Source organism: Jeotgalibacillus sp. R-1-5s-1, assembly GCF_004405105.1.
Taxonomy (GTDB): domain Bacteria; phylum Bacillota; class Bacilli; order Bacillales; family Jeotgalibacillaceae; genus Jeotgalibacillus.
In genome coordinates this window covers 50,768-74,971 of the sequence record NZ_SORW01000024.1, presented here as the reverse complement: position 1 = coordinate 74,971, position 24,204 = coordinate 50,768, and the positions used below count along the sequence as shown (strand labels likewise).

The window sequence follows — 24,204 nt, the reverse complement described above, 5'->3', positions numbered from 1 at the left end:
GGTTTGTTGAAGTTTGGGGAAATGGATTGTTAAGGTGGTGTGAAGAATTTACATGGGGTTTATGTATTGAGGTGATTAGGTAAAGTTTCTTAATTCAAATGATTAGATGATATGAAAAAGGAATTTTTTTCTTATTACTGGTATACTGTTAGACAATCTTGGGGATGGAAAGGGTGAGTCAGATGAAGAGTGGAAAGTGGATGATTTATGGAGCGAATGGCTATACGGGGGAGCTGATTGCGCGTCAGGCGGTGAAGGATGGGCTGACGCCTGTGCTGGCCGGACGGAATAAAGAAGCCGTGGAGAAGCTGGCGGCTGAGCTTGGACTTGAGTCACGTGTATTTGCGCTTGATCATGCTGGCGTGGTAGCGGATTCGCTTGATGGGATGGAGCTAGTGCTGCATTGTGCGGGACCGTTTTTACTGACGAGTAAGCAGATGGTGGAGGGGTGCCTGACTGCTTGTGCTCATTATCTTGATATCACGGGTGAGATCGGCGTGTTTGAGAGAATCCATTCGCCGAAGATGTCTGAGCGGGCGGCTGAAAAAGGGATCGTGCTGTGTCCTGGTGTCGGCTTTGACGTGATTCCGACTGACTGCACAGCGCATAAGCTGAAGGAACTCATGCCGGATGCGGTCGAGCTTGCGCTTGGCTTCCACTCTAAATCAGGGATGTCACCCGGCACAACGAAAACGATGATTCATGGCCTCTCTAAAGGGAGTGCTGAGCGTCGCGACGGAAAAATCGTGACGTTTCCAATGGGCTCTAAAAAGAGAATGATCGACTTTGGACGCGGGGCACGTTCAGCAACGGCGATTCCATGGGGAGATGTCTCAACGGCTTACCATACAACGAAAATCCCGACGATCTCGACCTGGATTCCGATGCCGGAGAAAAATATCCGCAACGCGCGGGTCATGTCCTTTTTCGGACCTGTACTTGGCACGAAGCCGGTTCAAAAGCAGTTGCTGAAGTGGGTGGACAAAAAGGTGAGCGGTCCGGACGAACAGACCCGCTCCACTTCCCCGTCCTTTGTATGGGGTGAAGCAAAAGCTGCAGACGGCCGCACGAAAACCGTCCGTCTGCAGACGGCTAACGGCTATGACCTGACCGTCTACGGCTCTCTTGAAATGGTACGCCGCATCCTCGGCCGCGACCTGCCAAGCGGCAGCTTTACGCCGGCTGGGTTATTTGGTTCAGGGCTTGTGGAGGCGCTGCCTGGGTCGGGTGCGTTTGAGGTTGAGGAGTGAGTTAATTCTTCACTTCTCTTCTTGATTTTACGAAGAAACGAATCATCGTGAATAGAGCAAGCGCAATGAAGGAAAGTGAAATGATCTCTAAGAAGATCGTAAGGCGCTCGCTTAATAGAAATGTCAGGATGTAGGCAACGCCTGCTGAAACGAGATACCCTGACACCTCTATCAAGACGTTCTGTTTAGTCATTTTGTTGAAGACGAAATGGCTAATCAGAACGCCTGTGGTGGTGACGGTGATTAGGATCAGAAAGTTGTAGAGAAGCTGCATGGGGGCCTCCTTTTTTCTAAAATATAGCAAATAGATTTCTGAACAACAATTGCATTTGACTAAAAGCCTTCTCCGAGGGCTTTTTTATTTTGCTGAAATAGAGGTGCGCAAAATATGCTGGAAAGTAGATAAAATAAACAAAAAAGTATGCATAATAGACCGGCAAGCCCTAACAATCAGCGTCAAAGTCTAACAAACCACCCCTGAAAGAAACACAATCCTAAAGAAAACCGGCCATCACCCGGACCGGTTTTCTGCACGCGATTTGTTTTCCAACGCTCTTAGCTCTTCCTTCAATCGCTCTTTATCAAGCGACTCGCCAATGACAACCAGGTTCATGGGCAGCTTCATGATTTCGTCGGTGTAGATGGGGATGCCATATGAGTATTGGATTTGTGTTGTTTTGCCCTGTTCGAACTGGACGAATCCTTTGATGCGGTGGATGGTGTCTGGAAGCTGGCGCAGCCATTCTTCAAAGCGTTCTTGAGGAATCGCGTTTGTAAATCCGTATGTATAGGACTGGATTTTCAGGCTGGCTGTCGTGACGGGAATATGTTCGTCTTTTTGCCCGGTACGTTGTCCAATCGCATCAGGGTCCACTGCAGCGAATGAGACCTGATGGATGGCTGCATGCGCATTGATTTCCTTTATTTCTGCTACTGCAGTGGCCATTTCCAACTCGCTCACACGGTCCATTTTATTGAGCACGATGTCATCTGCATGACGGATTTGTTCGGTGAGCAAGGTGCTGATTTGCGGGCTGAGACGGCTTTTGATGAGCCATTTTTCTGTATCGACCAGGCTGACGACAGCGCGCATGTTGACATATGGCGCAATGAGCGGGTGCAGGCAGGCGTCCATGATGTCAACCGGGTGTGCAGCTCCTGTGGCTTCGATATAGATGACGTCCGGCTGCTCCTGCGTAAAAAGTGACAGCAATGTGAGCTCGAGCTCATCCTTCATGGAGCAGCAAATACAGCCGTTTAACAGCTCCTTTAGCGGCGTGTCTTCCCCGACAGCGTGGGAGTCGACGGAGTACTGACCGATTTCGTTCATAATGACGGCTACTTTTCTTCCTGTCTGCTTTTCTTTTTCAAGAAATCGCTGTAGCAGCGTTGTTTTTCCGCTTCCTAAAAATCCGCTCAAAAGCAGGATTTCAGTGGGTTTCATCACGCTTTACCCCTTTCCTGATCTAAAAAGATCCGACTGGCGGTGGCATCGGTCTGCCCGAGATATTTGCCCTCATACGGGTCAGCCGGCTGGTCCACTTCTGCGACAACGAGCTGACAGATTCTGCGGCCTGGCGTCAGGGTGATTGGCAGTCGGTTCGCATTAAATAGCTCCAGTGTGATCTGACCGTAAAATCCGGGATCGACCCAGCCGGCATTCTGAATAAAGAGTCCCAGCCGTCCGATCGAGCTTCTGCCTTCTACAAATGCTGTCAGATGAGACGGCAGACGCACGGATTCAACCGTGGTCGCGAGTAAAAAAGATTGAGGCGGAATGACAATCGTTCCGCCTTTTTCTACTCGCACGCTCCGGTAAGCAGCTTCCTCCTCCATCGACAGCGCGGTACCCGCGTGCTCATCAATCGTTAAAAAGTGCTCGCCAAGCCTCAGATCAATGGAGGCCGGCTGAATTTGCTCTTCTGTATAAGGCGAGATATCAAGTTCCCCGCTGGTCAGTTTCTCGCGAATCGATTTACCTGATAAAATCATCGCTGACGCTCCTTGTCCACTTTTAAATGGGCATAGGCATCGTGCAGGTGAATTGACTCCTGATTTTCACACGTAATCTCAAACGCACGTACCCATCCGGTTTCATACAGCTCAGAGGCGATCAGACGGATCAGATCCTCTACAAAACGCGGGTTCTCAAAAGCCTGTTCCGTGACAAACTTTTCATCCGGCCGTTTTAAAATCGGATACAGTGCTGCACTTGCGTTGGATTCGAGTATGTGAAGCAGATCCTCCTTGTATGATTTCGGAAGCTGCCCGCTGTCAAACTGCATGTTCACCGTGACAACACCGCGCTGATTATGTGCGCTGTATTCACTGATTTCCTTTGAACATGGACACAGGGTCGCAACCTTGGCCTTCATCGTGATGGATTCCGTACGTTTTCCGTCTGCCTGCCAGGAGGAAGCCAGGGTGACGTGTGTGTGATGCAGGCCGGATACTTCCATCGCCGGGCTCTTGCGCTCGGTGTACCAAGGGAAGGTGACCTCAATATGCGCCTTCTCCTGCTTCATGCGTCCGGCAATATCCCCTGTCAGCTCACGCAGCGTTTCGAATGTGAGTGGTTTTTGCGCTTCATAAAAAGCATGCAGCGCTTCCGGAAGACGGCTCATATTAATGCCTTTTTCAGAATCCGGCAGGCTTGTCGTCAGCTTAAAAATCCCTTCTGTCTGCTGGAATACTGGTGCACGCTCCGATTCAATGAAAACCGGGTAGCGGATATTCGAGATCCCCACCTGATCAATCGCAAAATAATAATCCTTCTTCTCGTTCTGGAGATCTGCCATCTTTTCCTTATCCGTCGGCTTCGTCCCCTTTATCTTATCAACAGATCCAAACTGCTTATGACGTTCCTCTTTGGTTGGCAATGCTTTATTTAACATCGCATTCATCCTCTCAGACTTTTTAAATAAGAATAATTACGATTTACAGTCTATCTCATTCTATTGGATGATTCAAATCTGAGGTGCCAGTCACCTGTCGAATATTGACAGAATGACCTGTCGAAGAGTGTCGACTTAATGGGCAAAATTCTTATTTGAAGGGATACGTTTTGTGAGGGGGATTGGATCAGAAGGGGTCGTGAACGTATTGTGATTTCCCCTTGCATACGCGGTGCTTTTACAATAGGGAAAACGGTTAAAGGAGCGATTTGGATGGAGGTTGCAGTGGTCTGGTTCCGGAAGGATTTGCGCACGGTGGATCACCGGCCTTTGAGGCGGGCGGTGGAGTGTGGGCTGCCGGTTGTGGGTGTGTATGTGTTTGATCCTGCGGATTATCAGAAGACGCGTTATGGATTTAAGAAGACGGAGCGGTTCAGGGCTGCTTTTATTATGGAGAGTGTACGCGATTTGCGGCGTGAATTGAACGGTTTGAATATCCCGCTTGTGGTGCGGGTTGGGGATCCGGGTGAGGTGTTTGATGCGCTGCAGGAGAAGCTGCGGATTTCGCGGCTGTTTATTCATGAGGAGATTGGCAGTGAGGAGCAGACGGCTGAGCGTGCGGTTCGAAATGTGCTGACGGCGAAGGTGACGATTGATCATGGGCATAATCTGTATGATCCGGATGATTTGCCGTTTGAGCCGTATGCAGTGCCGGATACGTTTTCCCAGTTCAGAAAAAGGATTGAGAAGGACGGTGCGTTACTGAGACCTCCTTTAAAGGCGCCACAGCCGCTTGAGTCACAGCTTGAGGTTGATGAAGGTGGCATTCCCTCCCTGCAGGAGCTTGGGCTTAAAGAAATTGAGCAGCCTCTTCGTTTCAGAGGCGGGATGACAGAAGGCTTGAAGCGGCTTCAGCATTATTTGTTTGAGTCGGATCAGCTTCGCATATATAAGGAAACGCGCAACGGCATGCTTGAGGAGGATGACTCATCGAAGTTTTCACCGTGGCTTGCGCATGGCTGTCTGTCGCCGCGGATGGTGATGGAGGAGGTACAGCGCTATGAGTCGGAGCGTGTGAAAAATGACTCCACGTACTGGCTGTATTTTGAGCTTTTGTGGCGCGATTATTTTCACCTGGTGCACCGCCGCTACGGGGATGATCTGTTCCAGGCGTCCGGGCTGCGTGACCGGATTCCGCCGTGGGAGCGCAATGACGAGCATGAAGCTGCCTGGATGGAGGGCCGCACCGGTTATCCGCTTGTGGATGCGTCGATGCGGGAGCTTGCTGCAACCGGCTTTACATCAAACAGGGCCCGTCAGAATGTGGCGAGCTTCTGGACGAAAAATCTTGGCCTCGACTGGCGCGTGGGGGCTGCGTGGTTTGAGTCGCTGCTGATTGATTATGATGTGGCGAGTAATTACGGCAACTGGCTGTATCAGGCGGGTGTTGGCAATGATGCGCTACAGTTCCGGGCGTTTAATGTTGTGAAGCAGGCGAAGGACTATGATCCGGAGGGTGCGTTTTTGCATCACTGGTTGCCTGAGCTTTCCCGCGTGAAGCCGCCGAAGCTTTTTGCGCCCTATGAAATGACAGAAAGTGAGCAGCAGGAGGCGGGTTTTGTGATCGGACGGGATTATCCAAAGCCGATCGTGCCGCTGTTTGATTCTATGGAAAAACAGAAGGTGAAGTTTTTAAAGGCGATGAAGTGATCCAACCCTCTTTATGAGACGTTAGTCTCATAAAGAGGGTTTTTATTACTCTTAAATACTATTAAGGTCAGTTATTTGTCTGAAAATTAGCAAAATAATATATCTATTTATGACTTATTATGAGATAATTTTGTTAAAAACCACAGATAGACCTATTTCACAGGAGTGTGATCCGATATGAGGGATCTTCTACTTTATATGATTGTCTATTTAGTTCCGGCCGGTATCCTGCTTTATATGGCCGCAGATATTTTCTGGCGTAACACACGCCGGATTGAGCACCGTTTATTAAGCGCGTATATTACCTGTTACGCGATTTTATTTCTGTCGGAATTTGTTCGTCAACAAGTAGATATCTCCTATAGTCCAATGATTATTACCTATGTTTTTGGAAATGCCGGTCTGTTGATATTGTGCTTTTCCATGCATTTCATTTTTAAAGTAACACCCCTTCACCAAAAGGTTCCTTCCCTTTTTTATCCCTGGATTTTTTACCTTCCGGCGATTCCTGTTGTCCTGTCTTTCGTATTCCAGTCCAATTTTACAAACAGTACTACCTTTGAACAGAATGGACTTTTTATTTACCCGGAATTTAATGCTGCTTATTTGACAACGTTAACATTTGGTAATATTTTTCATATTATTATCATTTTTCTACTGCTTACTGTCCAGAGAAAAAGCAAGGTAGATGTACAGAAACGAATTTTCAGATTGCTCATTTTGATTGCTTCTATCGTTTTGGTCTGGGATATTGTTTTTGGTTATATTGATTTCAGAGGGACGATTCCTCCTTATCCATATATTTACGGGGGCATGATCTGGGCGATTGCATTAAGTGTGGGAATGAGAAAGTTTGATTTTCTGGCTTCTTATACTAAAAGATTTTCGACCCTGTATAATTTAAATCCGGACGCTATTATCCTGATTGATGAGCATTTTGAGGTGGAAAGCGCAAACCCTGCCGCTAAAAAATTAATGGGCATTCAGCGGGTTAAAAATACGACACTTCCTTGTTATATTCCTGATAAAAGAAAGCATGAAGCGCTACAGAGATTTACTCAGGCTTTTGAAACGGGCACTCGCTTTACTGATTTCGAAACGAAGATTGCTAACGCGGAGGGAAATGAAAAGTATGTCATCATTGATGGAGATTTTATTTATCTGAATCAAAAAATCTATTTAATGCTGATTATTCGCGATGTTCATTCGTTTAAAGAGGCTGAGCAGACGATTCGTTTTCTCGCTTACCATGACCCGCTCACCAAGCTTGCCAACCGCCGTTCGTTTTATGAGAGATCAGATAAGGAGCTTGGCTTGAACGAACAGAGAGCTTTCTTAATTCTTGATCTCGATGGCTTTAAAGGTGTCAATGATACTTACGGGCACCAGGTTGGAGATGATTTCCTTGTTCATGTGGGCCGGCTTTTTGAAAGTGTGGTAGGTGAAAAAGGGCTCGCAGCAAGGGTCGGTGGCGACGAATTTTATGCATTCTTAGCTTATCAGAATGACGAGGATTTGCATCATCAGCTGCGACTGATGCGGCGGGTGTTTAATGAAGAGCCGCTCGAGCTGGGAGGGGAATTTTTGCCGATACGCTTCAGCCTTGGCGTAAGCCGTTTTCCTGAGGATGCTCAGGATGTGGAAACACTGATTCATAAAGCGGATCAGGCGATGTATTCCGTGAAAAATGCGGAGAAAAATAATTACGCGCTTTGGGAGGATCCTGCTAAACGGAGGGTTCAGACCTGAAAAGATTAATGATGACAGACTTCGCCGGTGCGCGGGGTCTGTTTTTTGTTGGAGGAGGGTTGGTTGGGTTGGGTTCGCGGCGGTCGACAGCTTTTGATGTCGTATCAACATGAATTGATTGTCTATCAACATTTTGTCCCGGGCTTTCGACAGTAAAGTGGTGGCTAGTCACATTTTCAGCTGCTTCAGGAACACTAACGACATCATTGTCCTTGTTATCAACAGAAACTTCACCGCTTTCGACAGATTCGCAAACCCGATCGACATTTCTAAAGCCGCTCACGCTTTCGATCGCCCCACCAACGCGATCAACATTTCTCCAGTCACCCCGGCCATTGAGCCATATCAACGAAAAAGACCCGGTCCTCAACCGGACCAGGTCTATTTCATAACACGATTATTCAACTGAAACTGCGGCCAGTTCTTTTCGCAAACGCGACGGGGCGTCGGTAAAGAGTGAGTCAACGTCTGAAAGCGCGATGCCTTCAAGGTCTTCAGGCTCATTGACCGTATAAAGCCGGATCGGCAGGCCTGATGCGGCTGCGCGGGCGGCTTCTGCGGTGCGCATGAAGTCCGGGCGGGCGTGAATGGCGTCAGCACCGAGGCGACGGGCCATTTTGACGACGCCGTCCACGTTATCCCAGACGAGAACCGCGATTGAGACTGCGTGATCGAGCTCACGGATCCGGCGGAGTGTATCTGGATTGAAGGAGGACAGGATGACCCGCTCCTCCAGCCCGTGACGTTCCACTGCGTCCAGGACGGTTTGCTCGATACCCGGATACGGCTCCACATCTGTTTTCAGTTCGATATTTAACGTTAGTTTGGTTTTGGCAATCCATTTTAAGACCTCTTCTAAAAGAGGGATGGTTTCTCCAGCGCAGGCTTCGTTGTACCAGCTGCCGGCGTCGAGCTTCTTCAGCTCCATCACAGTGAGATCCTTTACTGCACCTGTGCCGTTTGTGGTGCGGTCAACGGTTTCGTCATGAATGACTACGGCTTCTCCATCCTTTGAAAGCTGTACATCAATTTCAATTCCGTCTGCTTTTTCACGGACGGCCTGTCTAAAGGCAGCCATCGTGTTTTCCGGACACATTGTGCTTGCGCCGCGGTGGGCGTAAAGGTTCGTCATGAAGGTTCCTCCCTGTGTTCAGTTTCCTGATTTCGCCGCATCTACTTCAAGTGCGCGATTTGTTTCTTCTACTGCCTGGTCAAGTGCTTCCTGAGGGTCAGTTCCCTGATACAGGCTTTCCATCGCGTTAACAACACGCTGTCTTGCTTCAGGGAATACAGAGATCAACGCGCCGCCTGTTGCTGCGTTCGCCTGTGTTTCTTTTAGCTGATCAACGGTTACCTTCAGCTGCGGGTACTGCTCCCACTGGTCTACCACGATCTGCTCCTCGTAAGCAGCCGGGTTGATTGCGAAGTATCCTGTATCTACGTGCCACTGTGCCTGTACTTCAGCTGATGATGCGTACTTCATGAATTCCCATGCACCCTGCTTCTGTTCAGCCGGGATATCGTCAGCCATCCAAAGGGATGCACCACCGATAATGACACCGTTACGCTCTGCATCGTCCGGTACTGGCAGGTATCCAACGCCTACTTCAAATGGTGCGTTGTCGATCATGCCTTTTACCCCGGCAGAAGAGTCAAGAATCATCGCGGTTGCGCCTGACTGGAATGCTGCACGCATATCATCCCAGTTCTGGCCTGAGTTATAATACGTACCTTCATCATACATGTCTTTGATCAGGTTGAATACGTTCAGTCCTTCTTCTCCGTTAAAAACAGCCTCTGTTGCCTGACCTGCACGTCCGTTTTCTTCATTGACAAACAGTCCGCCCTGAGCAGCGACCATCTCTTCAAAGAACCAGCCGTAGTTTAGAATTGAGAAGCCTTTTTGAGCATCCGTTGTCAGCGCTTCTGCAGCCTCTTTTAGCTCGCTGTAGGTCATTGGTGCTTTCTCAGGATCAAGACCTGCTGCTTCAAATGCGTCCTTATTATAAATGAGGACTGGTGTTGATGAGTTAAATGGCATTGAATATTGAACGCCGTCTACACTGTAATAGTTTGTGATATTTTCTTCCCAGATCGATGTATCAAAGCCTTCTTCATCAATAAAATCCTGAACCGGCTGGATATGACCGGAGTCGATCATGAATTTCGTACCAACTTCAAATACCTGCATCATCGCTGGAGATTCGTCTGTGCCGGCAACTGTGTTCAGCTTTGTCAGTGCTTCCTCGTACGTTCCCTGGAATACTGGCTCAACCTCGTACTCATCCTGGGATGCGTTAAAGTCATCTACAAGTGTGTTCAGCGCTGTTTCAAGCTCTCCGCTCATCGCGTGCCAGAATACAACCTCTGTTTTCCCGTCTTCTGTAGTGGAAGCCGTTGCATCTGTTGTTTCCACAGATTCCTCTGTTTCACCAGAACATGCTGCTAAAAGAAGTACCATTGCCGTTGAACCGATCCAAAGCTTTTTCATTGATTGTTTCCTCCTTATTTTAGCGCCCCTTGTGTGAGGCCTTCCTGAAGTCGTTTTTGTCCTGCAAATAAGAGAATTAACGTTGGTAAAATGACCATGACCACACCCGCCATGACAACGCCCCAGTCACTTGCAATTTCCTGGGTCTGCATCTGCTTCAGGCCGATTTGAACGGTCCGGTTTGCTTCATTGTTCGTCACAAGAAGCGGCCATAAATACATATTCCATGCGGTTAAAAAGCTGTAAATCGCTAAAGTTGTGATCGTCGTTTTTGCAACTGGCAGGACAACTCCTGTGAAAAAGCGCAACTTGCTGATTCCGGCGATCTGTGAGGCTTCATACAGCTCCTTTGGAATCGTCTTGAACTGCTGTCTGAGTAAAAACGTCCCAAAAGCCATCGCAAAAAACGGAATCGTCAGCCCTGCATAGCTGTTGAGCCAGCCAAGCGACTGCACCGTCTGGAAGTTTGGTACCATCGTTGCTTCCCACGGAATCATCATCGTGGAAATAAACAGATAGAAAATCCATTCACGTCCTTTAAATTCAATAAATACAAACGCAAACGCGGCTAGACTGCATAACACGAGCTGTCCGACCATGATCAGCACAGAGACAACGAGACTGTTCCATAAATACGTCAACAGCGGCACCCGCTCAAAAGCGGAAAAGTAATTGGCGAGTGAAAAGCTTTCCGGCCACAAAGAGCCCTGCAGCACTTCCCCACCCTGCATAAAGCTTATTAAAAAGGCGTAAAGAATCGGGAACACCATCACAAGTCCGGAGACGGTGAGCGCCATATAGAGTAAAACTTTTTTTCCAATGCTCACTGATAGTGCACCTTCCTTTCACCGATTTTGAATTGAAGCACAGTGACAATCAGTACGGCTACAAACAATAGCACAGCCTGCGCACTCGCAGATCCTACGTTGTAGTTAATAAACGCGTCTTTATAAATGGAGTACACAATGACATTCGTGGATTCCATCGGGCCGCCACGCGTTAACAAATCAATCTGTCCAAACGTCTGAAATGCGTTGATCAGCGATACGGTCGTCACGAAAAACAGCGTTGGTGACAGCATCGGCAGCGTTATTTTACGAAGCTTATAAGACTCGCTCACCCCGGCAATCCGCGCACTTTCATATAAGGACTGATCAATATTCTGAAGCCCGCCAAGGAGGATGAGAAACGCAAAGCCTGTATTCATCCAGATCGTCGCTACAGAAACAGACAGCAGTGCGTACTGCGGATCAAGCAGCCACTGCACACCCGGAATATTGAGCGCCGCCAAAATCCGGTTAAATAAACCGATCGACGGGTTAAATAAAAACATCCAAATCACAGAAGACGCCGCCACACTCATACCCATCGTCGCTGAAAACATCGTGCGAAACAGCCCGATGCCGCGCAGCTTCTGATTCGCCAAAATCGCAAGCGCCGTTGCAAGCACAATCCCTGCAGGCACCGTATACAAAACAAACAGCGCCGTCGCCTTCGCACTCAGCTGAAAACTCGTCGACTGAAACAAATTCACAAAATTCTCCCAGCCCACAAACACCACCGGAACCCCTTGCGAATCCGTCAAAAACAAACTCAAATACACCGTACGGACCATCGGGTAAAACAAAAACACACCAAACAAAATCAGCGATGGCAGCAGAAACATCATGCCAGTCATCCAGTTTGACCAGGCGCGCTTACGTTCGAGGTGCCAGTCACCTGTCGATCCACTTGTCGCTTCCTGTCGAATCACAGTCATGACGACACCTTCTTTTCAGCTGCCTGTTCAGACGCCTGACAGTAGATGCGCTCTCCTGTTTCAGTTGAATACAGGGCTAAGTGATGGTCATCGACTGCAATGCGGATTTGTGCACCAGGCTGGATATCGCTTTGTCCGTTCCATTTTGCGATCCACTGTGTGTCCTCGCCAAAATCGAATGTAACAAGCGTTTCCGTGCCAAGCACCTCAACGTTTGCGACCTGAACAAGGAAGCCCGGCTCGCTGTCTTTGGCCAGTGAAATGTGCTCCGGACGTACACCGAGCGTGACTTTATCCGTCTGCAGCTTCGCTTTCATATCAGCTGTGATGGGTGTCATCCAGTGTCCATCTGCGACCAATACAGAATCGGAAATTTCAGCTTCAATTAAGTTCATTGGCGGCGATCCGATAAAGGATGCGACAAAGGTGTTCGCCGGATTGTTGTACACATCCAGCGGACGGCCGATCTGCTGTACGTCCCCACCTGATAAAATCATCATCCGGTCCGCCATCGTCATCGCCTCAGTCTGATCGTGCGTGACATAAATCATCGTGATACCGAGCTTTCTTTGAAGCTGGCGGATTTCTGAGCGCATTTTTGCTCTTAATTTCGCATCAAGGTTTGATAACGGCTCATCCATCAGGCAAAGCGGAGCCTGCGTAACGACTGCACGCGCTAACGCAACTCGCTGCCGCTGACCGCCTGAGAGTTCCTTTGGCTTGCGCTTCATATAATCGGTGAGCCCAAGCATTGCGCAAACCTCTTCACAGCGCGCTTTTTGCTCTTTTTTAGAGATTTTTTTCACGTGAAGTCCGAATGTGATATTCTGCTCCACTGTTAAATGCGGATAGAGGGCGTAATTCTGAAATACCATCGACAGGTCGCGATCACTTGGCGAAAGGGCATTGGCGCGTTTGCCATCTAAGGCAAGCTCTCCTGCTGTGATGGATTCAAGCCCTGCGATCATCCGCAGCATCGTACTTTTCCCACAGCCCGATGGCCCGACGAGAACGAAGAATTCGCCCGGCTCAATCGTGACATCAATTGCTTTTAACACGTCCTGTTTTCCGTCATAGGATTTCGTTAATCCTTTCAGCTCAACCTTTCTCATCGAACCACCTCCGTCAGCGGCTTCCATAAATGCGTACGGCCGGTTGATACAGCCGTTGCGCCTCTTTCCACCGCTCTGATCATCTGCTTTCTGTTTTGAATCAGCCCGCCTGTAATAATCGGAATATCCGTTTTCTTTTTGACGTGCTCAATCATGTGCGGGACCACACCCGGCATCAGTTCAAGAAAATCCGGGCGAATATTTTCCGCACTCTCTAGCCCATATTTCAAGGCATCTGAATCAATTAAAAACAGACGCTGAATCGCAATAAGACCTTCCTTTTGTGCTGCTGCGACGAGAGAGGACTTCGTTGTCACAATCCCCGTCGGCTTCACATGCCGCGCAATAAACTTTAAACCCTCGCGGTCATAGCTGATGCCCGGAATTTTCTCAATATGTAAGAACACATCCCGGTCATGCTCTTTTAAAAAATCAACGTATCGTTTAATCACCGTGACATTTCCTAACAGTAAAAAGGCTGCCTTAATATCCGTCTCGATAAAGGCTTCAAGCTGCTTCGGTTCCTTGATCGATGCGATCACCTGAGATTCTTTCACTCTTTCTAAAAACATACTTGCCCACTCCTTTTCCCCGGCATTTGAGCATAAAAAAATCCATAAAAACATAAAGAGGCCGATGTCGTCTGTCTCTCGTTTTTATGGTTCTCCTAAGTCATACCGGACTGCTATTCACTTGTCGTTCACACCACTTACTTTAAATGAGGAATATTAAGAGAATATGAAGAAGCTGTATGAGATTTGAAAATGTTGTGTTAAGGAATAAAAGGGAGGTGGGGATTTGACCACTCTGCGTGCGGATTTAACAACTCTTTTGGTTATTTGACTACTTTTTATGAGGATTAGACAACTTTTTGAGGTTATTTAACCACTCTTCGCGGTTATTCAACCACTCTCTGAAAGAATCCGGCGCACGCCGGGGCTCTGAGTGCTTTTTGGTACCTAAAGTCTGGAGGCTGGACGCTTCGCTTGTGAAAGGATGGGGGACTTGGTCACTTTGCGGGGTTACTTGGACATATTTAGAGTTTATTTGGACACTTTCACAAAAAACATCCAGGCATCTCCATCTGTTTACGCATCCAGTAAAAGGGTATTCACACACTATGCTGACAAATTTAGGAGGCGTTACACGATGAAAACTTTTAAACTGGGCGAGAAAGCCCCGAATTTTGAACTGACATCTACAACTGGTGAAACTTACTCTCTAGAAAACGAACGAAACGGCTGGCAGCTGATCGTCTTTTTCAGAGGCTCATGGTGCCCGGTCTGCCAGGAGGATTTAAAAGAGTATTCCGATCATCTTTCTAAATTCACTGAAAATAATGTAAGCGTTGTAGCGATTTCAACAGACACGAACGAAAATTTATCGACCTTTAAGCAGGAATACGAACTTAAATTCCCAGTGCTATCTGACGAAAAACATGAAGTATTTGATGCGTATGGCGTGTTTTATCACGGAGAAGACGCACCTTACGAAGACCACGGAGAACATGGCGAGCCAGGCTACTTCATATTAGATGAAGAAGGACACGTCCTGTTCCAGCACCGCCAAAGCGGACCATTCGGCCGCCCGGATGCCGAAGCCCTACGCAAAACAATCCGTTACATTCAAAAAAACCTGAAATAGTCGACTGAATTAAAATAATAATGAAAAGGGATGTCCAGCCTCATTAGCGGACATCCCTTTTTATATAACTAAACAACTCGGTTCATAAGCTTTTGACTTTAGTTTTATTCTTTTAACCTCGTTCCAATTAAGATCAACCCAAAGGGCCGGACTCATCCGAAGACTCCTATGGCGGAAAGGGACAGGTGAACCCCTTGTGCGAAGCACAAGGGGTTCACCGCCCGGCCCATAGAAAAGCGGAGGCGACTCGTCCAGCCCCGACAAGCATAAGGTGAAGATGAAACGAGGGCTGCCCTTCGCCCTCGTTCATCTTGGACTTATGACCTCGAGGGGCTAGTCGCCGCAGCTAGACAAAGGAAAGCGTAGGATGAGTCCGGCCCGGTTTTATACTACCATCCACAACATTCAACCAAACAACAAATTAATCCACATGTGGACAACAAATTAGCCTAATTTTTCGCTAATTTCGCACCGGGTTTGTCGAGCGAGCGCTCGGAAAACGTTGATATAAGCGCTTTCTTGTCCATAGTGGAAGGATTTTGATGAACAGAAAATGAATGGAGGCTCACAGTTATTCACCCATTATAAACAGGTTATCCACAAAAGTTATACACATATCCACAATTTCTATCCACATTTCGTATGGGATCATGTGTTCTCCACAATATATATGGCACGTTCAGTACAATATTCACAGATTGTGGACAAGTCGGCCGGGTTATCCACTGTCTTTAAATCCGGGTAACTTTCCTGTTCATCCACAAAAACATCGAGGGCAAGCTCAACGTGTTCCTGGCAGCAATAGATCTTCATTTTTTCACCGCCTTCTTCAAATTTCCGATCTCTCATTTTAGCATAAAAAAATGAAGCGCATGATAAAAGCATAAAAAAAGAGGCAGGAACGGTGGAGGCGTTCCTGCCATGAGACAAAATAGGCTTAAAAAATAGTAGAGTTGGACGTTTCACTATCTATGGTCTTGCATCTATATGAACTCACCTTTTACAGATCTGCATCGTCTGTGAGGGTGAGAGTAAACTCTTGCATTTCACCGTTGCGATAAACTTTCACTTGAAGCTCGTCGCCAACTTCTTTTTCAGTGTAAAGGTGCTGACGAAGTTCAACGCTATTGTTGATTTTCTTGCCATCCATTTCAACGATGACATCAAAGTCTTCAAGTCCTGCTGCAGCGGCTGCTGAATCAGGAACAACACGCTGAATGACAACGCCTGATTCAACTTCTTCTGGAAGGTTCAGCTCGCTTTGACGCTGAGCAACTGAAACATTTGCCAGGTCATAAAGTGTGATACCCATTGTCGGGCGAAGGACTTCACCTTGAGTTTCAAGATCTTCAATGATTGGTGCCGCCATATCAATCGGAATGGCTAAGCCGATTCCTTCTACTGATGACTGGGCAATTTTCATTGAGTTGATGCCGACCAGCTGACCCTGAATGTTGACGAGTGCGCCACCACTGTTACCAGGGTTGATCGCAGCGTCAGTTTGAATAACTTCTGCCTGCCAGTCAACAGCGCCGTCCTGATTGATGTCAACCGGGATTGTCCGTTCAACACCGGATACGACTCCTGTTGTCACAGATCCTGAGAACTGAAGGCCTAATGGATTTCCGATCGCAATGACCGGTTCACCCGGCTTCAGCGCCTGTGAATCTCCGAATTCAGCTACTGTATCTACATTTTCATTGCTGATCTGCAGTACAGCAAGGTCTGTCCACTGGTCTCCTCCAAGCACCTGTGCTTCCTCTTTTGTGCCGTCAGCGAGTGTGACTTCCACCTGATCGCTGCCTTCGATGACGTGATAGTTCGTCACGATATAGGCAACGTCTCCTTCAGATTTATAAATAACACCTGAACCGGTACCGGCTTCTGTTGCTTCACCGGATTGTCCGCCAAAGAGGCTTTGACCGGACTGCAGGTTGGTGACACCTACGACTGCTCCGCCGGCTTTTTCAACGGCTGAGGTCACGTCTGATGAGACATCATAGGAAACATTTTGCGTTTGTGCACTCTGTGTGCCGTCTCCTGAGGATGTATTATTGACAGCCGGTGAGCCGCCATTCCCCATCATTGGCATTAACAGTGTCACTAAAAGCGCTCCGACGATGAGTCCGGACAGGCTAGATAAAAAGTAACCTGCCTTGCTGCCGCTTTTTTTACGGGACATGCGCTCCCGGGTTTCCTGATCATCATAGTAGCCCATGTGTTTCATCCCTTTCATCAATATTTTGTTTTCTATGGTTCACAGTATAAAAGGTGAAAATGAAAATTAGATGAAAAACGGCTAAATTTTTTAAGAAAATGCTCTATACTTGAAAAAACACTGTTTTATTGGGGGAACGATGATGCTGAAACGAACGACAGATGTGCATTTAATCGCATCTTTAAATAAACCGGTTCATGATTTACATGTTGAGTTGCATCCTGATTTATTTGTGCCTTATTCATTTGAAGCGATGAGGGATGCATTTGCCAGGATTCTTGAGCATGGAGAGCATGAGATGTATGTGCTCGATGGGGATGCAGGGTTTGTCTGGTTTGAAATCCGCCGCAGGGAAGCCAACGCGTTTAAAAAAGAGGTTTCTTATGTGTATGTGCACCAGATCAGCGTCTCGCCTGCACATCAGAAAAAAGGTTACGGCGCGCTTTTACTTGGGAAAGTAGAAGAAGCTGCGCGGGTTCGGGGCATTGACAGGGTTCAGCTGGATTACTGGAGCTCGAATCGGGACGCAGCTGCGTTTTATCGCCATCAAGGATTTGAGGTTTTACGTGAGGTGGTGGAGAAGCGGCTGGATTGATGGAGGCGGGACGAGGCGTTTTGCAGGATTCCTTCATTGTGGTAAGTGATTCGGGCTTTTGACATGTTCATTCAGGCTTTTGAAAATGAGATTCCTTCTTTCCGGATTTTCATTCCCTCACTAGCCCGGATGCGTCTCTTTTTTCCTTCGTTTCAAGGGTTGATTTCCTTCACTGCTGACCAGCAATCCTTCTTTTGAAAAAATCATTCCTTCAAAACCACACGCCCCATTTAAAAAACGCCCGGCGCTCCAGCCGGACGTTGATCAGATCTCACCCATCATTTCAATCATCATATCCTGATCCATCGGCCCCATCAGCTTGCGCTGGATGATGCCTTCCTCGTCGATTAAATACGTGGTTGGGATCGAATACGCCTGAAATTCTTCGCCGAGCAGTCCTGTATCGTCAAGTAAGATCGGGAATGTGAGCTCATAATCCTGTACGAAGCTGCGCACTTTATCCATTCCATTATCCTTACTTGTCAGGTTTACCGCTAAAATTTCGACGTTCTGTTCTTTGGCCATCCCTTCATAATAATCCTGCATATGTGGCATTTCAGCCATACATGGCGGACACCAGGTTGCCCAGAAATTCAGAATGATTTTTTTACCGCGAAGGTCCTTTAACGCAATAATGTCGCCGTCAAGCGTTGGTGCCTGGACATCCGGCACCGCTTGACCTTCCTTTAGCGCACCAGTGGATTCAACCGGCTGGGCCGTTTCATTGTCAGCCGGCATCACAGAATACTGCTCCATTAATGCCTGCCGCTCCTCACGCTCTTTTTGATCGTTTATCACATTCATAATCAGCAACGCCACCAGCACGCCCACTCCCGCAAGCGCAATGATACGTGGAATCATACTCTTTTCCTCCTTCGATACAGCACAAACACAATCAGACTGAACAGACCGCTGTAAAATAAACCTTCAGTGAAAAAATCTCCATTTACCCAAACCGTCATCCATTGGAAAATCAGGATGGCGACTAGCATATATCCATTTAAAAAGCGGTTTTCTTTTGGCCAGATCAGTACGAGCAGGACCAGAAACACACCCGCTAAAAGAGCATCCGCAACCGTGTCGGCAGCCTGAATCAGCTTAGCCGCTTCAAGAGACGTGAGCAGCACGAGCCAGGCCGGAAAAACCAGGCTGCTGATCTGCGAATACTTTTTGCCGTAAAAGAAGAGCTGAATCAAAACGGCCAACACAGCCAGCCGCAATCCCCACTCTCCTCCGTTATAATAAAGCACGGCCATCGGTGTCTGCCGCACATAATCAAAATAAATAAGAATACTTGAAAACTTCCAGACGAGCACAAACGTAAAAAACAAATTCGAAACCGTCGATGCCAGCTGCCGTTCCACCCGCCTGATCGACCACCAGGCAACTGTAAAAGCAACCAGAAGGCTGACCTGAGTCGACGAAATAATCAATGCCCCAATATTATACCACTCGATCCCATACCCCTCCTCCTATTTCTCCTCCTATCAGTCTACTTCATTGTGCCCGAAAATAAACCGAGTTTGCCTGATGTCACAAAGGTTTTGGAAATTAGAAAAGCGGAGGTGGACGAAGTACTTGGTCACATTTTCGGCGAGCTTGGACACTTTTGGGCTGTACTTGGTCACTTTCTTCGCCAGCTTGGTCACTTTCACCCTCAGCTTGAACACATTCGCGCTCAACTTGGTCACTTTCATGAAAAAACCCGGCGCAGGCCGGGGCCCTTGATGATTTTGGCTAACAGATGGTCTCCGCCGAACGATGCCAAACGTCCCAACCTTACGAACCTTGGCTAAAATTTGATGAAAGTCCCCCGGAATTCTGTGAACCTCACCCCATATCTTGCGAAACACACGCAACATTCCGCGAACCTCGCACAAAACCCTGCGAACCCACCATCACCAACAAAAAAAGCACCTGCCCATTTATCAAAAATGGCACAGGCGCTCCGTCCCCTAGACGATTTTGTATAGCTCGGTCGGGATTGATGCATCGGTATCGTACAGATCGAAAGTGTCCCCCACTCGCACGCCGCAGCTTTCGAGTGTCTGGGTGACGCTCATGCGGGCGAGGTCTTTCATGTTGTTGTCTTTTGAGAGATGGGACAGATAGATGCGTTTGGTGTTGTCGCTGAATACTTCGCTCATGGCTACGGCTGCGTCTTCGTTGGAGACGTGGCCGACGTCGCTCAGGATTCGGCGTTTGACGCTCCATGGATAGCGGCCCATGCGGAGCATGCCGACGTCATGGTTGCTTTCAAAGACGTAGGTGTCAGCTCCTTTGATGATGCCTTTCATGCGGTCGCTGACGTAGCCTGTGTCGGTCATGAGGACGAGTTTTTTGCCGTCCTGGTGAAAGACGTAAAACATTGGCTCTGCCGCGTCATGTGAGACGCCGAATGATTCGATATCCAGCCCGCCAAATGATTTTACCGTTTCCATCGGGAAGATGAATTTCTGATCGGTTTGAACGTTTCCGATCAGGGGCTCCATCGCGTTCCACGTTTTTTCGTTTGCATAAATGGGCAGCTTATAGCGGCGGGCTAATACGCCAAGCCCTTTAATATGATCACTATGTTCATGGGTGACCAGGATTCCGCTCAGGCGGTCAGCGGAGCGCCCGATTTTTTCAAAGAGGCCCTCCATCTGCTTTCCGCTTAAGCCGGCATCGACCAGGAAGGAATGCTCTTCTGTTTCAATATAGATCGCATTTCCGGTACTGCCGCTTGCGAGTACACTCATGTGCATTGTCATCATGCTTCACTCCGTTGATTCGTCGTTTTCCTGTTCATCGAGCTGGTCAAAGTCCAAGTTGACTTGGCTCATATCGTAAATGTTGTCGTCAACGGCGTTAATAAACAGATCCCGTTGACTGCCTTCTCCATTTTCAATCGTCATTTTATACGTAGGTGTGAGTACCTGAACGTCGCCTGTTACGCTGTCATCATTATTCCCGGCCTGTAAAAACGACGGGAAATAGCCGATTTCAAGGTTTGTCACCCGTGAATTAGCTTCAACGACACCTGATCCATAAAACGATTCAAGTGCATCACCCGGTGTGATCAGTTCCTGCTCAGTCGAGAAGGTTTCAAGAGATGATAAATACGTCTGGGTATAGCTGACTGCCTGCTGCTGGTCGTTTAACGTGACAACCAGCTGGGCATTAACGTTAAAGTAAAGCGTACTGTCTTCATAATATTGAAAGTAGACAATCTCGTTTTCTTCCTCGCGGTAATCCCTGAAGCGGTATTGCTCACCGTACAGAACAAATTCTTCTAAAAGATTGGTCAGCTCTTCAGGATTTTCAGGATCCTCAATATCGACTGGTGTATTCAGACTCGACTCGAGAATGCGGTTATTACGCACTGTCGCGTTTTGCCCGGCAAGATTGGACACTTCCTCTGCTGAAAAGCGGTAGGATTCCGCATTTAAATACGGTTTGCTGTCATCGAGATCGGGCAACTCACTGCTGATCGTAATGTTTTCTTCCTCAATCTGATCAGCAATAGAGAGCTGTGGCAGCTGGCTGTTCTGTGTATCCTGATATTTCTGCAGAAATAAAAAGAATAAAAAGACGTCCAGAATGAGAAAGACCACGATAAAAATGGTTTTTGTTTTACTCCAATCCAATCGGATCCCCTCCCCCTTGCTCCGGAACGCGTTTCCAGACGCCATCATATTTATAGTACCAGGATGGATCAAGGGTGTAGGTCAGTGCGTTTTGAGAATCCCTGATCATCCTGTAGGCAGGTGTAACATCTTCTAACAGCTCAGCTTCATAGTCTTCCTCACGTGATTGAATCTGGCTGATGACATCAAGACCCGGCTGCAGTGTTTTAGTCGCTGACTCCGTTGGAAGTGGGAATTGTGTCTGAAGGAATGAACGGCTGTACTTATGAATGATCGTACTTCCCCATTCCTGATTAATCTCAGAAACGCCATCCTCACTGAAAATCGGAACCCCGCCTATTTGCATACGGTATGTGACCTGCTGATTCATCGGATCAAGGTTTGCAAGATAATAATCCCCCGTCCATCCGCTATGATCGTTCACAAAGCGGCGGCTGTTTGTAATCAGCTCAGTTGAATCAATGATTGTGGCGCCATCCGAACTCAAGTTTACAAAGCTCATCATGTTTGTGTTGTTGTTAACTTCAAGCAGGTTGGAGCTGTCGACGTACTGTTCTCTCGATGAAGCGAGTGAATTATAGTTAATATCGTCCGGGTTTGAAAACAGTGCCTGCCTGAACAGTTCAATATCAATCCGTTCCATCCGGTAACCGTATTGCTGTGGCGTCAGGCGGTTAGCCGGCACAAAAATGGCCCGCTGACCTGTATCATAGCGTGCGTAAGCCATATATTTTTCTGAGGCTGGAACTACAATATCCCTGTTTACAGCAGCAAGACTGTCACGGTCGACACGCGATTCATACACAACCCTGTTTTCATAATGAACAAAGTAAACGGTAAACGTAGACTCGTCCCTCGCAGCAACATCAATGACGATTCTATTGAAGCTGTCCTGCGGCAGATTACTGTCTTCAAATCGCAGGACATCCTGATACGTATTGAATGGAACACTGACCGGGAACACGACTTCGATCCGGTTCGGACCGTGAACAAGATTTAAAAACTCTTCTTCATTTAGCGAGGTGTTCTGACGTATGCTGAAAATACTCCAGTCCGTCATCTGACTCAGCAGGGTCTCCACTTCACTAGCAGCAGATGCGCCATAGACGGCTTCCTCTTCATGCACAAGAAATCTGAGCGGCTTGATCAGATCATCAATATCCCGCTCTTCGCTAATCGCCACGTCAATCGTTGTAGGTGCTTCAAACGTTTCGGTAGATGGCTGATACGACCAGACATTCCATGTTAACAGACCACTTAAGACTACGAGCAGCGTCAATAAGATTGATTTGAATAATTCGATCCTCATGACCATTCATCCTCACTTGTTGGGTCATACGGCAGCGTGAAGTAAATGGTTGTCCCTCTTCCTTCCACACTTGATGCCCAGATTCGTCCTTCATGGGCGGTGATCATCTCCTTGGCAATGGCAAGACCGAGTCCCGTACCGCCAAGCTGTCTCGTCCTTGCTTTATCTACACGATAAAAACGTTCAAATATATTTTTCAGGTTTTCACGCGGAATGCCGACCCCCTGATCGGAAACGCTGACGACCATTTCCTTTTCACGCTCTTTCAGCTCCACTTTAAAACGGATCTGTCCGCCTTCCGGTGAATACTTCAGTGCATTGGAAATGATGTTATCAAGCACCTGCGTCATTTTATCTGTATCAATCTCAACATACACCGGCTCCTGTGGAAGCTTCGTTTTAAACGTGACGTTTTGAGAACGTCCCATATCAAAACGGTCGATAATCCGCTGATAAAAGTTGATAAAGTTCACGAATTCCTTGTTCAACCGGTAATCCCGGCTGTCCATTTTAGATAATTGAAGAAGGTCGTTTACAAGGCGGATCATCCGCTCGGTTTCCGTCTGGGTCACCTCAAGGAAATGCGGGGCAATCTCCTGGTCCTGCCACGCGCCTTCTGATAAGGCTTCCAGATAGCTTCGCATCGTTGTAAGCGGGGTGCGCAGCTCGTGGGATACGTTCGCTACAAATTCCCTGCGCTCTGCATCGATTTTCTCCTGCTCGGTAATATCGTGCAGCACGGTAATCAGACCGTTTACAAACCCTGTTTCCTTCTGGATAACGGAGAAATTCGCACGTAAAATATACGGCTTCGCATCCGTTCCAAAGTTCAAAATGAGGGAATCTGTCTGAGTAGACAAATCATCAACCGAATACTCTTCTTCGATGCCAAGCACTTCAGGAAGTGACATTGACAGCACTGTTTCACGTGAAACATTCAGCATCGCAGCAGCGGGATCGTTGATCAAAATAACCCTTCCACGGCGATCTGTCGCGATTACCCCGTCTGTCATGTAGCTCAGGACAGACGACAGTTTTCTCCGCTCTGCTTCTGTAGTCGCCCGCGCTTCCTGCAATCTTTTCGTTAAATTGTTAAACGTGATCGCAAGCTGCCCGATTTCATCATGACCGTACACCTTTACTTTACGGGAGAAATTCCCCTTTGCCATATCAACAGCGTGACTTCTCATTGCGGCAATCGGACGGGTAATCGTCTGGGCGAGCAGCACACCTAGAATCGCTGTAATGACAAGGGAAATTGCGGTTCCACCTGCCAGAATCTCATTGATCTCATCCATCTGCTCATACACATTTTCTATCTGTGATTTGACCCAGATGACCCCGATCGTCTCTCCCTGATCAGTGATGATCGGCTGGGCAAGCACCCAGACGCGGTTCCCCTGATCCATATACGTTTCTTCCTGCTGAAGATCCGTATCATTGGACAGAATTTCCTGCACCTGGTCGTTACTTGTGGTCCGCTGTCCGACAATCGCCTGGTTGCTGTCATCTGAAGTTCCTAAAATACGGCTTCTTGTATCAATTATTTGTACTTCTTCAATATCCTCAGAATTAAGTCCACCCAGCAGTTGGCGGATGGACTGTTGCAGTGTAGGTTCATCTTCCGACCGGTTTCCGGAAAGGCTGCTGCTGATTTCCTGCGCAACCGTGTATTCCAGAGGATCAAGACGGTCCACGACTGAATTCTTAAAGTTATCAATCAGCGTCTCCTCGAGCTCACGCACAAAGTAGACGCCGATAATTTGCATTGCGAGTGCAATAAGAAGTACATAAATCAATACAAACTTTAAATGTATTGATTGAAAAAAATTGACCTTCCTCAT

The 24,204-nt window shown here is 47.7% G+C and carries 24 protein-coding genes; 5 read left to right on the top strand and 19 right to left on the bottom strand.

Going from position 1 to position 24,204, the window contains the following annotated elements; translation table 11 throughout:
• Positions 1–182: 182 nt before the first annotated feature.
• A complete protein-coding gene (locus E2491_RS10845) occupies positions 183–1,250 on the top strand; it encodes a saccharopine dehydrogenase family protein (RefSeq protein WP_134375665.1) in 1,068 nt (355 codons plus the stop codon).
• A gap of 1 nt (position 1,251) precedes the next feature.
• Here the strand turns inward: E2491_RS10845 and E2491_RS10840 are convergent, their stop codons facing one another.
• From E2491_RS10840 to folE2, 4 genes are all read right to left on the bottom strand, one after another.
• Positions 1,252–1,524, bottom strand: a complete 273-nt coding sequence (locus tag E2491_RS10840; RefSeq protein WP_134375664.1) for a hypothetical protein — start codon at positions 1,522–1,524, stop codon at positions 1,252–1,254.
• Between the two features lie 237 nt (positions 1,525–1,761).
• Positions 1,762–2,694, bottom strand: a complete 933-nt coding sequence (locus E2491_RS10835) for a CobW family GTP-binding protein (protein ID WP_134375663.1) — start codon at positions 2,692–2,694, stop codon at positions 1,762–1,764.
• Positions 2,694–3,242, bottom strand: a complete 549-nt coding sequence (dcd, locus tag E2491_RS10830; RefSeq protein WP_134375662.1) for a dCTP deaminase — start codon at positions 3,240–3,242, stop codon at positions 2,694–2,696. The genes E2491_RS10835 and dcd overlap by 1 nt, the downstream gene beginning before the upstream one ends.
• Entirely contained in the window at positions 3,239–4,144 is a 906-nt protein-coding gene (folE2, locus tag E2491_RS10825; RefSeq protein WP_371414471.1) for a GTP cyclohydrolase FolE2, read from the bottom strand. The genes dcd and folE2 overlap by 4 nt, the downstream gene beginning before the upstream one ends.
• 273 nt (positions 4,145–4,417) lie before the next feature.
• Between folE2 and E2491_RS10820 the strand changes: the two genes are divergently transcribed.
• Entirely contained in the window at positions 4,418–5,854 is a 1,437-nt protein-coding gene (locus tag E2491_RS10820; protein WP_134375660.1) for a DASH family cryptochrome, read from the top strand.
• 177 nt (positions 5,855–6,031) lie between these two features.
• Positions 6,032–7,603 (top strand): sensor domain-containing diguanylate cyclase, encoded by a 1,572-nt coding sequence (locus tag E2491_RS10815; RefSeq protein ID WP_134375659.1) that lies wholly within the window; start codon positions 6,032–6,034, stop codon positions 7,601–7,603.
• Here the strand turns inward: E2491_RS10815 and E2491_RS10810 are convergent.
• The 7 genes from E2491_RS10810 to E2491_RS10780 all read right to left on the bottom strand — a co-directional run bounded on the left by E2491_RS10810 (position 7,581) and on the right by E2491_RS10780 (position 13,537).
• Positions 7,581–7,952: a hypothetical protein gene (locus E2491_RS10810; RefSeq protein WP_134375658.1), complete on the bottom strand. Its 372-nt coding sequence runs from the start codon at positions 7,950–7,952 to the stop codon at positions 7,581–7,583. The two genes, E2491_RS10815 and E2491_RS10810, sit on opposite strands and share 23 nt — an antisense overlap.
• A 48-nt stretch (positions 7,953–8,000) precedes the next feature.
• Positions 8,001–8,735 (bottom strand): glycerophosphodiester phosphodiesterase, encoded by a 735-nt coding sequence (locus tag E2491_RS10805; protein ID WP_134375657.1) that lies wholly within the window; start codon positions 8,733–8,735, stop codon positions 8,001–8,003.
• Positions 8,736–8,753: 18 nt separating this feature from the next.
• Positions 8,754–10,094: an ABC transporter substrate-binding protein gene (locus E2491_RS10800; RefSeq protein WP_134375656.1), complete on the bottom strand. Its 1,341-nt coding sequence runs from the start codon at positions 10,092–10,094 to the stop codon at positions 8,754–8,756.
• A 14-nt stretch (positions 10,095–10,108) separates the two neighbouring features.
• Positions 10,109–10,891, bottom strand: a complete 783-nt coding sequence (locus tag E2491_RS10795; protein ID WP_134375685.1) for a carbohydrate ABC transporter permease — start codon at positions 10,889–10,891, stop codon at positions 10,109–10,111.
• Between the two features lie 26 nt (positions 10,892–10,917).
• Complete coding sequence (locus E2491_RS10790) at positions 10,918–11,772, bottom strand: carbohydrate ABC transporter permease (RefSeq protein WP_371414473.1); 855 nt, start codon at positions 11,770–11,772, stop codon at positions 10,918–10,920.
• A 77-nt stretch (positions 11,773–11,849) separates the two neighbouring features.
• Positions 11,850–12,965 carry an ABC transporter ATP-binding protein gene (locus E2491_RS10785; RefSeq protein WP_134375654.1) on the bottom strand — a complete coding sequence of 372 codons (1,116 nt, stop codon included), beginning with the start codon at positions 12,963–12,965 and terminating at the stop codon, positions 11,850–11,852.
• Entirely contained in the window at positions 12,962–13,537 is a 576-nt protein-coding gene (locus E2491_RS10780; protein WP_134375653.1) for a glycerol-3-phosphate responsive antiterminator, read from the bottom strand. The genes E2491_RS10785 and E2491_RS10780 overlap by 4 nt, the downstream gene beginning before the upstream one ends.
• A gap of 577 nt (positions 13,538–14,114) precedes the next feature.
• Between E2491_RS10780 and E2491_RS10775 the strand changes: the two genes are divergently transcribed.
• The gene (locus E2491_RS10775) at positions 14,115–14,609 is read left to right on the top strand and encodes a peroxiredoxin family protein (protein ID WP_134375652.1); all 495 of its coding nucleotides are present in this window, start codon (positions 14,115–14,117) and stop codon (positions 14,607–14,609) included.
• A gap of 648 nt (positions 14,610–15,257) precedes the next feature.
• Here the strand turns inward: E2491_RS10775 and E2491_RS10770 are convergent.
• Positions 15,258–15,422 carry a CxxH/CxxC protein gene (locus E2491_RS10770; RefSeq protein WP_134375651.1) on the bottom strand — a complete coding sequence of 55 codons (165 nt, stop codon included), beginning with the start codon at positions 15,420–15,422 and terminating at the stop codon, positions 15,258–15,260.
• Positions 15,423–15,609: 187 nt separating this feature from the next.
• Positions 15,610–16,827 (bottom strand): S1C family serine protease, encoded by a 1,218-nt coding sequence (locus E2491_RS10765; protein ID WP_134375650.1) that lies wholly within the window; start codon positions 16,825–16,827, stop codon positions 15,610–15,612.
• Positions 16,828–16,966: 139 nt separating this feature from the next.
• On the opposite strand from E2491_RS10765, the gene E2491_RS10760 reads away from it, so the two are divergent.
• Entirely contained in the window at positions 16,967–17,422 is a 456-nt protein-coding gene (locus E2491_RS10760; protein ID WP_134375649.1) for a GNAT family N-acetyltransferase, read from the top strand.
• A gap of 264 nt (positions 17,423–17,686) precedes the next feature.
• Here E2491_RS10760 and E2491_RS10755 read toward each other — a convergent pair whose 3' ends face one another.
• The 6 genes from E2491_RS10755 to walK all read right to left on the bottom strand — a co-directional run bounded on the left by E2491_RS10755 (position 17,687) and on the right by walK (position 24,204).
• Positions 17,687–18,283: a peroxiredoxin family protein gene (locus E2491_RS10755; protein ID WP_244093939.1), complete on the bottom strand. Its 597-nt coding sequence runs from the start codon at positions 18,281–18,283 to the stop codon at positions 17,687–17,689.
• Complete coding sequence (locus E2491_RS10750; RefSeq protein WP_134375648.1) at positions 18,280–18,855, bottom strand: hypothetical protein; 576 nt, start codon at positions 18,853–18,855, stop codon at positions 18,280–18,282. The genes E2491_RS10755 and E2491_RS10750 overlap by 4 nt, the downstream gene beginning before the upstream one ends.
• 522 nt (positions 18,856–19,377) lie before the next feature.
• On the bottom strand, positions 19,378–20,175 hold the full coding sequence (locus E2491_RS10745) for an MBL fold metallo-hydrolase (protein WP_134375683.1): 798 nt from the start codon (positions 20,173–20,175) through the stop codon (positions 19,378–19,380).
• A 6-nt stretch (positions 20,176–20,181) separates the two neighbouring features.
• A complete protein-coding gene (locus E2491_RS10740) occupies positions 20,182–21,051 on the bottom strand; it encodes a two-component system regulatory protein YycI (protein WP_166805852.1) in 870 nt (289 codons plus the stop codon).
• Positions 21,038–22,360 carry a YycH family regulatory protein gene (locus tag E2491_RS10735; protein ID WP_166805851.1) on the bottom strand — a complete coding sequence of 441 codons (1,323 nt, stop codon included), beginning with the start codon at positions 22,358–22,360 and terminating at the stop codon, positions 21,038–21,040. The genes E2491_RS10740 and E2491_RS10735 overlap by 14 nt, the downstream gene beginning before the upstream one ends.
• Entirely contained in the window at positions 22,357–24,204 is a 1,848-nt protein-coding gene (walK, locus tag E2491_RS10730; protein WP_134375645.1) for a cell wall metabolism sensor histidine kinase WalK, read from the bottom strand. Before walK ends, E2491_RS10735 begins: the two co-directional genes overlap by 4 nt.